Consider the following 14,871-nt stretch of genomic DNA (forward strand, 5'->3'; position numbering starts at 1 on the left):
GAGGCCAAGACAAGTTGCCTTGCGCCGGATCGAGGTCGCGACCGTTGATGTCTGCCCCTGTAGTATTGAGACCGATGACGACTAGAGACGTCCCCTTCTCCCCTCTGTGCAGAAACGAACTGTGCGATCTACTGAAGTATTTAGCCGCGAATACCGGCTCGGATGTTCGCGACTGATCACCTCACGGCCCTCGCAGCCCTCAGCGGATTCATTCGCCAAGGACCAGAAACCAAGTATCGTCGAAATATTCATGGTCGTCTTTACCAACGAAGAAGACGACTCGATCGACGAAGTTCCTAGCAGTTCCCACCGTCGAAGATCCAGAGGCCTTCCAATAGAGTCGCCCTTCGCCACCACTACCACCGAAAAGCAGAACGCCTCGTTCATCTAAGTGGGACGACGTCCCTAAATCCAAGATGGCAATTCCTCGAGCCCACTTCACTTGGAAAAAGCGATCGCGCTCGGTCCTGCACGCGACTAGACAGCAGACACATAATGGGAGCGCCTGCGTTCTGAGTATGCATGAGCCACCGCTGCCTTCACGATATAAATAATATAATATTTTACATCGTTGTGTGACCATGGATAATGGGTGTGAAGACAAAAATGTGCCCCTTGACAACCGCATCTGGAGTAGTTGGCGCGTAGGTCCTCGCCACATCCGAACGTCAACGATCGTACAGGACTATCTGGCTCGAGCGCAATTATCTTAGCTGTTATTCGTGAGTGCCGATCGACACCACGTATCGAGTCAAGGCCTGTCTTGCCTAACGTGAAGTCAAAACTGGACTCCGACGGTTGTCGTAATAGCAGATAGTAGGCCTATTTTCCGTCTCATGATCCCCGTTGCCTTTGGCTCTCATGGTCTGAGGAGGTGGTAACGACAACACCGAATGCACTGGAGTGACGCGAAGAATTAAAAACGGATTGTGGAGCTACAGGAACCTTATCACTATGCCCATAGAGGTCTATCCCACCCGGACGCCACTCGCGTGATGACAGCACCTGCAATGGATGGTGATTGACTAGATTACTACTAAAGTGATAGATATGAAACAAGCTATTACTCAAGCGATACATCACAAGGGCGCTGCGGCAGCCGTTGTTATCGGTATCGCAGTCTCGATGGTTATCGCTGTACATGTTTTCCATCAGTCGGCAGCGTTAGTACCGGAGATGGGTGCTGTTGGCTCAGGACTGTTATTCTTCAGGAATCGTGCGTGGCTCGATCAACTTATTCCGTTCTACTCATACATTGTGCTCGCAGCGATCTTTGGACTCGGTATGTCGATGTATGTGGATGCCCCGATCTGGTTGAAGATCCCTCTTGCACTTGGGGTGGTGTTCACGGGTTTGGTGATACTGAAGGTGCCTGCGCTGCCTGCACTGTCTGCGGGGCTTTTACCGATTTATCTGGATATTCATTCATGGTGGTATCCCGTAGCGGTTGCCGCGCTCATGGGGATCGAGGCCCTTGTTGCATTGGTGTTGCTCAGGCCGAGCTTTAGACGCGACCGCGCCACATCCTGGGAACTCGAGCATGTTGGCAAGGTTGTTGGATCGTTGGTCGTAGCTTTACTCATGATGGCGATATTTGGTAGTCCACTGCTCATGGTGCCTCCACTGTTGGTGGCGATGTCTGAACGCGCTCAACATCTCTCGAGAACCCATCCGGTGCTCGACGACATCATTACGATGATTTGGTTGGTGACTCCGTTTGAATTGTCAATCGGCCTATTGCTCTTGACACATGATCCATACGTGGTCGTCATCTCCCTTCTCGTTGCATACGTCGGCTCGACTATCTTGAAGAAGCAGATTGGACCGGTGTTTGCACTCGCCATGGTCCCATTGCTCTTCGGTTATGCGACCGACGAACGGCTGATAGGTTTTGCGCTGATCGGCTCTGTGGTGGCACAGTTCAGCCCACTCGTCGCAGCAAAGGCTGTGAAGGTGTTGAGTTCCATTCGTGCAAGCATCGCCCAATAGAGAGCGCTGTGGTGTTGTCAGGAAAAGTGTGCCAGCACACGGTAGCGCCCGAAGGGATGGGGTATGCCATAACCCCGGGCGCAATATTCTTCAAGCTTTAAGCGCGATACACGCTCGGAATGACCGCATCTAATCGCCCATGGACGCTCGTTGAGCCATACACATACACACCCAATGATTGTCCAAACGTAGCACCGAGATTGACACAATCCTCTTTTACTTTCGTGACATTCCTCTTTTATGATTCCCCAAGGACAGGCTACTGGCCATAGCGTTCTGAGCAGTTGGTGTAGAGGCGCTTGTCTTTCACTTGTTCAGATGGTTGTGAATGCGCCGACGGCCGATGCTCACTTGAATCTTGCCTTCTGGCAATGAGGCTGTGCGGTTTCCTGAGAACTACTGATCTAATGCAGTCGCTCCTACATAGTCGATCAAGGCGGCAGTGCTACGCTCAACAAAGCGCCCACATGTAGGTCCACAGCGGAGATGAATCCTCAACCCCCACCCTGGGACGCAAGCTTATGGGCCCACTGACTTGAAGTTACCCCAGGAAGGAACCTGTTGATCCACATGAAGGTCGGTAGGGCCACTTCGGTACACGTCCCCAACCTCTGGGTTCCGACTAGAGCAGTGGTCCAGGTTTAATTCGCATGCAACACGTATAGAACGAGATTGGTAAAACCACTCAAACCTAGAAGACCAAAGAGAATGGAATACACGTAAAGGCTTACGCCTCTCGTCTTGGTTGTTGTCGCAGCCATGTCTGAATCTCTCCGCCCCCGAACCAGCAAGATACGGACAACTTGCGGAGAGTGCTTTCTTACTACCGAATTAGCTGAGATTAGGAAACCCCAACAGGCAAGTAAACCTAACACGCCCTGACCGAAGTAAAGAACACTGAGGATAGACATCTACAGCCTAAGCCCCATTGGGTACGACGCCGTCACGGACAGGAGGTAACGACAAGGAGCCAATGACAGAAAATGCGATTGGCGCGATGGTGTCTGCACACGACAGATACCCGACAATGTTTGTATTACTGGTAGGTTCAAATTCACCATTTTGCGCATCGATGACGGACAAAGCACCGCTAACTGCACAAATCGCACCTCCGATGTCTTGTAATATGGTCTGATGACCTGAGCTCGCACAGTGGCCGAGCAAACCAAACCGACCTAACTCATAACAGGCTCCATTCCCATAAGGAGTGGAGCCGGACGGCATACTATATGTGTAGGTGACAGCACCGCCGCCAGGTCCAACCGTATACCCTGGCTGCGCATGAGTCTCGGTAGATTCGTGAGCCGTCAATCCCATCTCAGTTCCTACACTAGCAAGTCCAAGACTCAGAGCTACTACCGCTCCCCTCGAACCATGTTCCTTACCTTCATCGTTACCCCCTTATGGTAATTATCACTTCCAGAGTTATCGTCTGGTATAGGCATCAACCTAACACATCGTGGCGAAGTTTCAACGACAAAGTAGCTGTTAGAAGGCACTATCGGTCGTGGGGTTGGGCTTAACTTCGGACTAATTATCCAACGCGTCTACATCTCTAGGTCCAGCAACATCCCCCGACATAGCCACCGACGTTTTGGAAACGTTCAACCCAAATATGGATAGCGTGTAGCAGGAACCGTCGTTGCGATGGTTTGCTAGATTGATTTGGCAGTTCAGAGGGGATCTAATGGAAGAAATAAGTCAGCCACCCGCGTACACACAACAGAACGGTTTTTGCTCAAATCAAACGTAACGACACCAGCAACCACGCAGCGACCCTGGCGAATCCAGATCCGAACCTAATCACTCCACACGGGCATCAATCCCCCACCGGACCAACCTGCGATACCGCGACTTGTCCTGGTAGAATGAGTTATATGGATCTCACCGTGGAACAGCGGAGCTTCTTAAGTCGCCTGACGTACTACATCTGGTGGCAGAGTGCTGAAGAATCACTCGCGCGTCCAGAGCGACTCATCGCACAAATTATGGACATCGGGGACTGGGATGACGAGCGCAATCTTGAGATTACGCTTGGTGCGGAGCTGTTACGGGACGTCTTGACACACGCTGAACCAGGCTGGTTCCGCCCCAAATCGTGGTCGTTCTGGAATTATCGGTTGAAAGTCGTACTGTTCGATGCCGAGCCGCCCGAGATGCCGTATAGGAGCCTTAGTGCCTAGCTTTAAGCCTCGTCTATCTATCTTGCCTCCTGAGCAGCAGGCGCTTTGGCCCCTTCTCAGACCGACCCGGAATCTTGGCTTAGTGCTTTACGGAGGAACTGCCGTCGCGCTTCGGTGCGGCAACCGAGAATCGGTAGACTTCGATTTCTTCGGGCCACAACCTCTCGACAAGGATGCCCTGCGTCAGGCGATGCCAATTGTTGCAGACGGAAAGGTTCTCCAAGAGGAGGTTGACACTCTTACCGTTCTTACCTCAAGGGTAAAGTTGTCGTTTTTCGGGGTCGGTGTCGCATCTCTCGCTCCACCAGAACTCACCGACGACGGAGTGCTCTTAATTGCATCACCAGTGGATCTCCTGGCTCATAAACTCAAGGTGATTTTGCACCGGATAGAGGCCAAGGACTACTAGGATATCGATGCACTGTTAATGTATGGCGTTTCACTCCACGCTGGTCTCACGGGAGCGCAAACTCTCTTCGGAAAGTCCTTTCAGCCGGCAGAGTCTCTCAAGGCCCTCACATACTTTGACGATGGCAACTTGACGAGTGTTGATGCAGCGACACGGCATCGACTTAGAGCTAGTACAGACATGTTCTTGCAGCACGGCGGTTGATAGTCCATCTATCGCGGACACCCAGACGCTAGGACGGGGATTATCCTTCGTCCGATAATTTCGCAATCGCGAACCGTGCGTGATGCAACGAGGGGTCAATTCAGTCCAGTGTTTCAGCGCCAGAGCGCGTTCTGTGTGCCCAGTAGAACTTGATTATTTTCAAGATGCGTAACGAAGCACGCTATCTTCATGCTGGATATCGGTGTGCTCCGGTATTCTTTTTACTCTATTAGAGTCGTGTGTCCCATTTGGTGAGTAAGTCCACCTCTGAAGTGCTCGCTAACGACCACAGGCGATTTACACTACGATCAACTCATGATGAAGCGCGAGGACAGCTCGCCGGGGAAGATCCAGAAATCGGCGCAGAATGATACTGTCGATCACGCTCACGGCATGATTGGCGTTTACTCGCCTAGCCTCCCTGACACTCCGCTCGGTCATCGGCTCCGCAAGTGTCGATACGCAATATTAGGCTGCGCGGCGCGTCATGGCACGAGCAATATCCGTGTCTTTGGTAGCGCCGCCCGGGGTGAAGACCGGCCAGACAGCGATGTTGACTTCGTGGTTGACGTGGGCAAAGGAACAGGGCTTTTTGCATTGGAAGCACTGCGGAGGGAGCTTTCGGAGATCCTCGGCGTGCCGGTTGATGTTGCCCTCTCGGACAGCCTCCGACCACACGTTCGAGCAGAGATCGAACGGGATGCCATCCCACTATGAGTTCGCATAATGACGACGAACGCCTAACCGACATTATTGACGCGATTGACGCGATCAGAAGCCACCTTGCTCGTGGTGATCTCTCTGACGGACTCATTTTCGATGCCGTTCGAGTGAGATTAATCGAAATTGGCGAGGCAGTAAAGGCGCTGGACCCCGAACTCGTTGCTAGTCAACCAGATGTCAAGTGGTCTGACGTGGCTGGCATGCGCGATTGGCTCGCGCACCACTACTTCGACACATCCCGCGCAACGGTCGAAGTAACCATCATGGAGGACCCCCCTCTCTTGAGGCTGCCGTTCGGCAATTGCAAACGCACCGTAAACCTACTGAAGAACAGTCTGGCAGCTTGCCGGGTGAGGATTTGAGCAAGGATTTTGGTCTTGGGAGCTAAGCACTGGTAACGTTTTTGACCAAAGAGCCGACCACCCAGATCTCAACCAAGACTCGCACCTCCAGGCGAAGGAACAGAGACACCTAAGCCATTCTTCACTTCACGTCGTTCCACCCCAAGACAGAGTCCAGCCCTTGGGGCGGAACTCTTGCTAGGGAGCTCTATCGGCGACAACAGACTGCTGCTTTCAGGGCAATATTTATCTACAATCAGTTGGTATATGGCCGAGACAATTTGCTGTTTGAGTTTCGCAAACGAATTGGGGGGTTTCGCAAACAGCCCACCAAGGGCCGTTTGCGAAACTCACCTGAGCTGGGAGAACAGGAATGAGAAAGCATCAGCTATCCTCTGTTAATTATGCGACTATCCTTTTTTAACGCTAGCCATAGAACCACGGCGAACTGGGGCTGCGTATCGAAAGCTAGAACGAAGTCATAAAATACTCCCCGGATATGCGTTGAGTGCGAGTGACCAGCTTTTCTTGAGCGGACCAACTACGTGACCAATGCTCCCATCGGACTGAGCATCTGTCGTTGCGGACCTGAGGCTGACCATCGCCTCATAGGCAACTAAGGCCTCCGTTGTTTCATCGCAGGTAGCCTTCTAAACCCCAGTGATCTATTTTTCAGGCCGTGTACACATTGATGCTGACGCCTGGTGAATCCAGACCTTCCAAATCATGCGCGTTGGTCATGCAGCCATTTTGGCCCCAAATACCTTCGCTGAACTGGACTACAGCTCAATTCCATCCAGATAATTGTGAATCGAGCCTTGTCTTCTCTCAATGGGTACCGTAGTGTCGTCTTCCGCATCATCAAGGTGACCATGTGATCTTATGCTTGTCGCTACGGTTTGCTCGGGGATTGCCACACCCCCTGTTTATCCGCAGATAGGGTTTCAGAAAGAGAGCTCAGGCCAACGTCATCGCCATATTCGTTCTAGTAAGCTATGTGGTGGGAGGAGTGGCATGACTAAGCCTGTTGCACCCGCATTGGGCAGGACGCCACCGAATCTTGCCTTGCTCCGATCTCATCGACGAGACATCATGGAGCTTGCGACACGTTATGGGGTGTCGAATATCCGTGTATTCGGCTCCGTTGCCAGAGGCGATGCTACCAGCGATAGCGACATTGATCTCTTGGTAGACTTCACCGTTCAAGCTAGCGGCCTTGACGTCATCGCGTTTGCCCAAGAGCTTGAGGATCTCCTGGGCTACCAAGTGGACATTGGAACCAAAGTACATCGTGTTATACGTGACCAGGTTGAGCGCGAAGCCGTGCCCCTATGACACAACACAGTGACTTACTATATTTAACGGGTGTGGCTCTCCTCAAGGGACGTCATGCAGCCCTGGGAATGACGTTGTTTGCGTAACGGGAACGGTGGACGCGTTCGTGCTCGTGGGACAGGTGGAAGCGCCAGTAGTCGTCGAAGTCGCCGTTGGAGCGAACGACGCGTAACTTGAGGATCGCTTCTGCGCCGTCGACCGACCAGCGTGCGCCGGTCACGTCGAATCTGTCCTTCACGATGTGTCGGCACGCGCCTTCGATAATACCGGTAGCGATCGGCCAACCCCCTGCGAGTGCTGTCGGGTAGTCGAGGTAGGCGGCCTTGTTGGTAAGGTATCTGGCACAGGCATCGGCGCCTTTGCGATCCGAGGCCATCAGGCCTTCGCTCGAGGCACGTCTGCGGATCCCTGCCGCTACGTTGCGTGCCCCTCCATCGAGGATCGCCAATACTCTCGTGCGCACCCAGGCCTCAGCTCGTGGATCCCCCTCGTCAAAGAAGCACCACGTGGCTGTCCAGAGATACTCCAGTACGTGGATCAGATCGATGATGATCGTCACGTTGATCTTTCGCTTGAGTGCTTGTGCCTTGATGCAGTCGATCTGGTGATTGTTCCCATCGACGAGTGCAACCCAGGTACGGAGATGCTCTGGGTCCCTTCGCTCTGCCTCGTCGAAGACGTCTCTGATCACCGGGGCTGCATCTTCGAGCACGCTGGCGCACAACCACTTGTGGTTAGCCTCTGGTCCTTTGACCTGCTCATCGTCCCTCGATGCCATGATATCGGTCGGCTTACGGGGAACTGGAGTCACATCGTAGACCGCCCCAATCTCAGCCATGCGTTTTCTTCCACGCTTCTCGCCCCTAGACAGGCGACCCTTGAGCTAAGGGGAAGCATCATCAGCTGCCTTCTTTGTCGCCCCTCTTAAGTGCCTCGGGACGCATCACGATACCCTTGTCATCGACCGAGAGCACTAGGACGTCACCGGAGAGAGCGCACTCGGGTACTGAGCGCTCGGCATAGAAGGCGTCGACGTCTGAGGCGCCACGTTTGGCCAAGGACTCCACCTGGCGCTTGCCGACCTTTTGGCCGGTTCCTCGCTCAATCGCGGCGGTTGCCTCGTCATAGGAGCCACGTGACGCCTCGATCGCTGACCACCGTCTAAGGCCATGCGAGTGCTTCTCTTCGGGCAGGTTCAACGAGGCGTCGACTAGATGAAGGTTCTCCTCGCCGCGCTGGCGGTAGGCGAACCGTCTGACACGTACCTCGCCAAAGACGGTGCAAAGGACTCGGTGGTGTCCAACCTCGATGCTGTCCCGTGGAGTCCCCGCGGAGTCGACAACACCTTCGACACGGGCCTCGCGCTGTGCCCGCAGATCGAGGTGGTCCTGGAACAACCGGCGAAACAGCTCACGGCTCGACACCTCGAGCCGGGCTTCGAGGGAACCGTGGTCCAATACGAAGGCCTCCTCTCCGTCCAAGAAATCGACAACCGACTCGAAGTGCTCGCGCGACGAGCAGAAATTCGCATCACCCAGGATCCCAACTGTCCCGTTCACCGTCGATCGCTCGCTCTGGTGGCCCGCACCCGGGCGACAAGCTCGTCCAGCTCGACCTGGGCCTCGGCTGCGAGATCGTTGACGCTCTTTCGGTAGCGGGCCACCGCCTGGGCCACCTCTTCGACCTCCTCGGGACGCAAGGTGAGCATCTTGGTTCGACCTGCGACGCTATAGGAGAGCGCAGGACTCTCGTGGGGGTCACCCGCGGCACACCGGCAGCTCGGCTTGCCGCACTTTCGTCGCAGCGTGATGAGCGAGCCGGGCAACACCCTCGGAGCTTTTCGTTTGGCCAAGCGCGACATCATGCCACCTCCAGTCTGTTAGTGCCAGCCTAACAGACCTACACCCCAAAAGGCCTCGGATGGTGGATTATGCAAAGAATCGGGGGGTGCCTGCAAGAGGATCAACGGCTCATTGACGGAGAAACCCCTAATCACAGGTCCCTCCAGGAGAGCCACACCCATATTTAACGTACATCGACGAGGCTGCGAAAGGGATCGAAGATATCGTTATCAAGCAGGGAAGATCGTCGCTAAATGACGCACTTATACGTGATGCCACGATGTACCGTCTGCAGACGCTTGCGGTCGAGTCAACGACTCTCTGCTGCCTTCAGGGAGGAGCACGCTGATATTCCTTGGAGACAATTAGCAGGATTTCGTAATCAGCTCGCTCACGGATATTTAGACGTTGATCTAGACATCGTATGGAGTATTATCGAGCATGACCTTCCTGTACTGGTGGAGCGCGTACGAACAGAGCTCACGCTCCAGAAGGAACATACGGTAACCGAAGGCGATGGTTCAACCCTCAAGCAGTAACCCCACTCTGGTAATCGTCTTCAGGTAAGACAGGCCACTGGTTGAGCATCATTCAATCGTGGTTATTCAGCGGTCAGATGGGAAAGCCTTGCGGCGGGCTGCTTGCGAAACTCACCTGTGCTAGGAGAATATCGCTCTCTTAAGGATGATTATCCTCTGTTGACCGAGCGACTGTCCTTTGGAATATCAGCGACGGTGGTGTGTCCGCTCAAGAGTTCGGTCCGCAAGAAGACAGCGGGTCTTCCTCACATCTCGAACCAGCCGGTTCACCCGGGCGAGGTCTGTGTCCATAAGAAGATCGCGACATTCGAGGGTGATGCAGGTGTCAAGCTTGGCCAAGCGCTCCTCTATGGAAGTCCCGGGTGGCACAAGCTCTACTCCCATGCACGTCACACCATCGAAGGATTTAACGGCTATCTCAAGGATGCCGACCATGGGGCTCTTCATGATGGAGGTAGGAGGCGGGCGCGAGGGTTTACTAACCACTACTTATTCACGACGCTGATCGTCGTGGCAGCCAGTATCCGCAAGATCAAGAGTTTCTTGCAGGATAAGCTCAAAGGTACCGCTACGCCTAGTCGATCGCGCAAACCTCGACGACGAGATCGCCTTGGTAACTACTGGACTCATGAGGAGCCATCACCGAAGTCCTAAATCAATCTCTCTGAAACCAGCATCTCCACAGACAGAGTATCTACCTCTCACGTCCCGGTAACGGGACTTTGGCGGTTTTGGAGGCGACTGTCGAGTGGATGGACAACGCCAGTGAGATTTCTACCCCAATTAAGCGCTCTGACCAGGAGCAGCCGAGTTTTGTCCGAGTTTTGCAAACGTTGGCGGCGTAGTTTCGCAAACGGCCCTTGGTGGGCCGTTTGCGAAACTGGTATGACCTGCCCGAATGTCAGGTATAAAATTGCAAAATCCTCTCTTAACTTAGCGACTTTCCTTTTTTATGATTCCCCAAGGATCGGCTGCTGGCCAGGGTGCAGGACGGTTGGTATCGAGGCGACTGGACTACTTCAGCCGTCCTGATGACGGCGAATGCTCAGATCGCCAACACTCACTGGGGTCTTGCCTCTTGATAACAAGGTGGAGCGGTTCCTTCAGTGTGGTCGATCTCAACTGAGATCCGCCGACTGAGGGTTCATAGTTATGCCTTGCTCACGCTGCACGACGGCGCTTCAATGCAACTAGGAACGTTGCTTCACCAACAACGATGACAAAGCCAACAGCAGGCAAGCCAATAATGACTCTTGAATCACTTGTTTGGTTCCCGGTCGCAAGAGCAATCACTGAAACAGAGTTTCTATTGGTTGCATACACCGTGTCGGTGGTGGGGTTAACCGAAAACCCGACGACGTTAGAGCGAGCACGAATACTGCGGACGAGCTTGCTTGTTGCTCCGCTTATGACCGAGATGGAATGACCGTTGGCCGCATACACCGTGTCGGTGGTGGGGTTAACCGCGAGTCCAGCAGACTTTGCCAAAATTGTGTGAGTCACCTTATCGGTCTTCCCGCTTATGACCGAGATGGAATGACCGTTGGCCGCATACACCGTGTCGGTGGTGGGGTTAACCGCGAGACTTATCAGGAAAGAGTGAGCGCTGCTGTTAGTGGTCGGTATGTTTCGAACGACTGGTGTGCCAGCCCAAGAAACGCCGGAATCGACGATTCCAAAGACCAGGCATATCGCCAGAGTGATACCCAGTACACGAAAAACGTTGCTTAGCGTGATTGATCTGATCGGATTGAAACTCATATCGCTCTCCTTACTCGGCAGAACTTCCAGCCCGAGATATCAATGGGCATTGAAACCCCGAGACAAGAAGGTGGAATCGAGAGTGGCTAAAAAATTGAATACCAGACATCGCCATTGGCGTCGTAGGTGAGCGCTACCTCCGGGCAATTCGATCCTGGTGCACACGCGAGGTCTATCGCGTGTCCCAAAGAAACGCTGACGTTATCTTGACAATAGCTGACCGCAGCCGCGTTGTAGGGCGTCATGTGATTGCACAGAGTGGAGCCAATCGACGGAGCGAAGCCCTGCTCCCAATCGTACGTGTTCTGAACAAAACTTGCCGAGAAGTAGGTAACGACTTCCCCACCACTACCACCTCCACCCCCAACAAGCTCCTCTGGCTGTGCGTGAGTCGGAGTGGACTCGCTCGCCGTTAATCCCGTCCCGGTTCCTACACTAGCAAGTCCAAGACTGAGGGCTACGACCGCCCCCCCCGAACCATGTTTCTTACCTTCATCATTACCCCTTTTGTGGTATTCGTCGGTACCAGAGTTATCGTCTGGTACATTGGGGAACCTAACACATCGTGGTGACGTTTTCACAGCAGTTTTGGATATTTACGAAAATCTATCCGCCACCAGGATGTTTGGCAAGCGCCAGGATTGGTGGAAGGTAGATTTTGTGACCGTTTAGGTGAGCTGCGTCATGGGTATCCTCGACAGAGGAACACGGTTTGAAAGCTGATCTGGCGGCTGCATTTCGGCAGTTCAGGAGTATCGAGACGGTCTTTGGTCTTTGCTCTCTTGCGTTGTGGTATCGTCAGCCTTGATACCGGTTACCAAGGAGTTGAGTGCTACTCACGGGGAATTGTAGTCTGTGTCATCCGTTTGGGGACAAGGGTGCCGGTGGTTGCTGATATCCTTCCCGTCCGGGGCTTGTGGATCGAAGTTGGGATTGCCATCCCTAACGGTTTGCTGCAGTTTCCTGACGCGCTCACGTGAACACCCAAGCATGGATCCGCCAACGCACCCCGGTCTCGGGGTCAAGTGGGTGGCCCTGAGGTTGTAATTTCGTGCCTTCGCACTAACACGCGGCTCTGGATCGGTTCTGACTCGAGTTGGGGCGTGGTGGCCAGGGATTGGATCTGGTGCTTTGGATGTGGAACGTTTCAAAGAGTTCCCGACCGCGCTTGGAGTCGGAGGGAATTCCCTAAATGGAAACCGTTTCCACTTGTTTCTGACGCTCACTTACCAGAGCATCCAAGAAGGTTGCTGCAAAGTGCCTGAAGGAGCGCAGGTAAATGTCTTTGGGAATCGCATGGTCGATTCGAAACTTGGCGAAGTTCTTCGAAAAGACATCTGGATAGGGTGACGTTGCACAACCGGCTTCGAAGGAGAAGAGGAAGGCGTCATCGTTGAGTTCGAGCTCACACCTGGTTGCGGGTTCAAGGTGTTGGTCACGAAGCTTTCCCAACAGACCCAAGGTACTCTGATCGACGAAGAGCTTGCGTATCGATACCGCGATCTTTGGAGCCTTGACGGTGACGCCTCCGTTGCCGATGACCACTCCTTCATCTACCCGTAGCTCTCCGGTCGCAAAGTTACGCGAAACCGTGGTCCAGGGTATGAGAATAGCTAGTCACCGCAACGCGAGTGGACTGCCCTGCAAAACCCGATCGGTTCCAACCGACCTTGCGAGCAAGTCGCCATGCCCTGACACTAGAGCAACGCAAGTGTGATGGTGCGACATGGCTGATTGCCTGAACCGTCAACCAATGCCAATTGCGCCAAGAACAACAAGGCGAGGGAATTGTCGCACGAGTAGCGCAGATGCGAGCTCTGCACAATAGACGAGGACGCTAAAACCCATCCACTCAGCGCACGGATACCTCTAGAGAGGTGGTCCCCAGTAAATCATTGGCCAGTTTGGCCCAGATCAGCAGCGCCTCAACGTGGGCTTCGATAATCGAAGGGTGCGAGGTCGATGCCTCCTCCTCAAGTGCCATGATGAGTGTGACCGGTCCGTCTGTGAAATAGACGGGTCCTCGAGGTCGGCGACTCGGTTAGCGTCTCCTCGGCTGGAGGGAGCATAAGAGCATGGTTCTGGCCTCTTCGTCTTGCTCATTGCCATCATGGCACGATCACCAGCTACTAAGTGGTTGGAGGACCTTGATGGTGATCAAGTTAAAAGCCATCCAAGCTAACAGCAACTGTCAATATGCTTGTCCCCCAAACGGATGACAGAGACTGCAATCACCGTTGGGAAGCGCTCAAGTCGTTGGTCACCAGAATCGTAGGTTCATGATTCAACAACGTGAGAGAGTAAAGACCAAGGACCGTCTTTAATCCGGCTGAGCTGCCCATATTCAATAGCAATATCACCCAAAGGCCCATGTTCCTCTGTTGGTGCAACCCATGTCGCAACTGGCCCTACCTCGGCTGACAGTCCCCCCTACGAATGTTGGACACCGATCCTGGGGTTTTCAGCTGCCAGATGCCAAACATCCTGGTAGTAGGTATATTTTCGCTAATTTCCCATAATGCTGTGAAAACGTCGCCACGATGTGTTAGGTTCCCCGATGTACCAGACGATAACTCTGGTAATGATAATTACCATAAGGGGGTAATGATGAAAGTACGGAACATGGTTCAGGGAGGGGCGATTGTAGCCCTGAGTCTTGGACTTGCTAGCTTGGGGACAGGAATGGGATTGACGGCGAAGAAATCTACCACTACGACGGCGCAGCCAGGGCTGCTTGTTGGGGGTTCCGGAGGTGGTGCCACGGGTTCGACATCGTTCTCGCCGAGTTACGTCTATGAGGTGTACCAGACTATGCAGGGTTCCCAAGAGTCGATAGGGATAACTCTCTGCAATGACCTAAATGAAGGTAGCACGATCGACAACAATTGCATTAACAATCTTGCTCCAGCTATAGGAAATGAGGTCGATTACTACATCCAGTCATTGAACATTGAACCTGGAGTCACTATTTCCTACAACGCTGCCGGTAGTGTTTCCTTTACGATCTTCACTGGTTAGCTTGGTGTCGACACCCACCTATTTGCGAGGGATGGTCGTAAAGACAGTTCGAGGTCATTCTTGTGAGGACAGAAGGATTTGATGCATAGGTTCTCGATTAAAGCCATCAGGTGGAGTGGACTCCTCCGCCTGATGGCTGTGCTCGTGGCGAGTAGCGCGGCAGTCACGGTCACCGCACCTAGTGTTTCCTGGGCCGATAGCTCTGCTACACGTACCATTGCGATAGGCTCTACGCCAACAAGTCTAGCGGTTGACCCGACTACCGCTACGGGGTATACGGCAGATACGCTGTCCAAAGCTATCTCTGTCATCAGCTTAGCCAAGGATAGAGTGACTGCGAATATTGCCCTGAGCATTAACCCAATAGTCCTAGCCATTGATCCCACCACCGACACTGTGTATGTGGAAGGCCACAATTCAGTACTGGCAATCAACGGGGCCACAGACAAGGTGGTCCATACCATCCACGCGCACTTGTTCGGGGGTGGTATCGCGATTGATCCCACCACCGACACTGTGTATGTGGAA

16 protein-coding genes and 1 pseudogene are annotated in these 14,871 nt (G+C 53.5%); 10 read left to right on the plus strand and 7 right to left on the minus strand.

The window, feature by feature from the left end:
- Nucleotides 1–208: 208 nt before the first annotated feature.
- Nucleotides 209–415 carry a hypothetical protein gene (locus FEAC_RS12305; RefSeq protein ID WP_035391328.1) on the minus strand — a complete coding sequence of 69 codons (207 nt, stop codon included), beginning with the start codon at nucleotides 413–415 and terminating at the stop codon, nucleotides 209–211.
- A gap of 635 nt (nucleotides 416–1,050) precedes the next feature.
- On the opposite strand from FEAC_RS12305, the gene FEAC_RS12310 reads away from it, so the two are divergent.
- Nucleotides 1,051–1,989, plus strand: a complete 939-nt coding sequence (locus FEAC_RS12310; RefSeq protein WP_035391326.1) for a hypothetical protein — start codon at nucleotides 1,051–1,053, stop codon at nucleotides 1,987–1,989.
- A 918-nt stretch (nucleotides 1,990–2,907) separates the two neighbouring features.
- On the opposite strand, the gene FEAC_RS12315 is transcribed toward FEAC_RS12310, so the two are convergent.
- Nucleotides 2,908–3,306: a hypothetical protein gene (locus FEAC_RS12315; protein WP_035391325.1), complete on the minus strand. Its 399-nt coding sequence runs from the start codon at nucleotides 3,304–3,306 to the stop codon at nucleotides 2,908–2,910.
- A 560-nt stretch (nucleotides 3,307–3,866) separates the two neighbouring features.
- Between FEAC_RS12315 and FEAC_RS12320 the strand changes: the two genes are divergently transcribed.
- The 5 genes from FEAC_RS12320 (at nucleotide 3,867) to FEAC_RS12345 (ending at nucleotide 7,184) form a co-directional block, all read left to right on the plus strand.
- Nucleotides 3,867–4,172 (plus strand): hypothetical protein, encoded by a 306-nt coding sequence (locus FEAC_RS12320; RefSeq protein ID WP_052566353.1) that lies wholly within the window; start codon nucleotides 3,867–3,869, stop codon nucleotides 4,170–4,172.
- Entirely contained in the window at nucleotides 4,165–4,581 is a 417-nt protein-coding gene (locus FEAC_RS12325) for a nucleotidyl transferase AbiEii/AbiGii toxin family protein (RefSeq protein ID WP_052566354.1), read from the plus strand. Before FEAC_RS12320 ends, FEAC_RS12325 begins: the two co-directional genes overlap by 8 nt.
- Before the next feature lie 519 nt (nucleotides 4,582–5,100).
- Nucleotides 5,101–5,502, plus strand: coding sequence for a nucleotidyltransferase family protein (locus FEAC_RS12335; protein WP_201773910.1), 402 nt, complete (start codon nucleotides 5,101–5,103; stop codon nucleotides 5,500–5,502).
- Nucleotides 5,499–5,870 (plus strand): HepT-like ribonuclease domain-containing protein, encoded by a 372-nt coding sequence (locus FEAC_RS12340; RefSeq protein ID WP_081901236.1) that lies wholly within the window; start codon nucleotides 5,499–5,501, stop codon nucleotides 5,868–5,870. The genes FEAC_RS12335 and FEAC_RS12340 overlap by 4 nt, the downstream gene beginning before the upstream one ends.
- 993 nt (nucleotides 5,871–6,863) lie before the next feature.
- Nucleotides 6,864–7,184 carry a nucleotidyltransferase family protein gene (locus FEAC_RS12345; RefSeq protein WP_081901235.1) on the plus strand — a complete coding sequence of 107 codons (321 nt, stop codon included), beginning with the start codon at nucleotides 6,864–6,866 and terminating at the stop codon, nucleotides 7,182–7,184.
- Nucleotides 7,185–7,236: 52 nt separating this feature from the next.
- Here FEAC_RS12345 and FEAC_RS16480 read toward each other — a convergent pair.
- Nucleotides 7,237–8,725 (minus strand): annotated as a pseudogene (locus FEAC_RS16480) (ISKra4 family transposase).
- 14 nt (nucleotides 8,726–8,739) lie between these two features.
- Nucleotides 8,740–9,048, minus strand: coding sequence for a DUF6788 family protein (locus FEAC_RS12355; protein WP_152623243.1), 309 nt, complete (start codon nucleotides 9,046–9,048; stop codon nucleotides 8,740–8,742).
- Between the two features lie 231 nt (nucleotides 9,049–9,279).
- Between FEAC_RS12355 and FEAC_RS12360 the strand changes: the two genes are divergently transcribed.
- Together FEAC_RS12360 and FEAC_RS12365 are read left to right on the plus strand one after the other, a co-directional pair.
- Complete coding sequence (locus FEAC_RS12360; protein ID WP_081901305.1) at nucleotides 9,280–9,564, plus strand: HepT-like ribonuclease domain-containing protein; 285 nt, start codon at nucleotides 9,280–9,282, stop codon at nucleotides 9,562–9,564.
- A gap of 159 nt (nucleotides 9,565–9,723) precedes the next feature.
- Nucleotides 9,724–10,218: a hypothetical protein gene (locus tag FEAC_RS12365; protein WP_035392193.1), complete on the plus strand. Its 495-nt coding sequence runs from the start codon at nucleotides 9,724–9,726 to the stop codon at nucleotides 10,216–10,218.
- A gap of 507 nt (nucleotides 10,219–10,725) precedes the next feature.
- Here the strand turns inward: FEAC_RS12365 and FEAC_RS12370 are convergent.
- The 3 genes from FEAC_RS12370 to FEAC_RS16145 all read right to left on the minus strand — a co-directional run bounded on the left by FEAC_RS12370 (nucleotide 10,726) and on the right by FEAC_RS16145 (nucleotide 13,309).
- A complete protein-coding gene (locus tag FEAC_RS12370; RefSeq protein ID WP_035392190.1) occupies nucleotides 10,726–11,325 on the minus strand; it encodes a YncE family protein in 600 nt (199 codons plus the stop codon).
- A gap of 1,188 nt (nucleotides 11,326–12,513) precedes the next feature.
- A complete protein-coding gene (locus FEAC_RS12380; protein ID WP_035392186.1) occupies nucleotides 12,514–12,870 on the minus strand; it encodes a hypothetical protein in 357 nt (118 codons plus the stop codon).
- 307 nt (nucleotides 12,871–13,177) lie between these two features.
- Nucleotides 13,178–13,309, minus strand: a complete 132-nt coding sequence (locus FEAC_RS16145) for a hypothetical protein (RefSeq protein WP_269078281.1) — start codon at nucleotides 13,307–13,309, stop codon at nucleotides 13,178–13,180.
- A gap of 623 nt (nucleotides 13,310–13,932) precedes the next feature.
- Here FEAC_RS16145 and FEAC_RS12385 point away from each other — a divergent pair.
- Both FEAC_RS12385 and FEAC_RS16000 read left to right on the plus strand, forming a co-directional pair.
- The gene (locus tag FEAC_RS12385) at nucleotides 13,933–14,343 is read left to right on the plus strand and encodes a hypothetical protein (protein WP_052566356.1); all 411 of its coding nucleotides are present in this window, start codon (nucleotides 13,933–13,935) and stop codon (nucleotides 14,341–14,343) included.
- Nucleotides 14,344–14,424: 81 nt separating this feature from the next.
- Nucleotides 14,425–14,871 (plus strand): YncE family protein (locus tag FEAC_RS16000; protein WP_236684657.1); only part of this gene is annotated, 447 nt, incomplete at its 3' end.

The sequence above is a fragment of the Ferrimicrobium acidiphilum DSM 19497 genome, from assembly GCF_000949255.1.
GTDB classification, from domain to species: domain Bacteria; phylum Actinomycetota; class Acidimicrobiia; order Acidimicrobiales; family Acidimicrobiaceae; genus Ferrimicrobium; species Ferrimicrobium acidiphilum.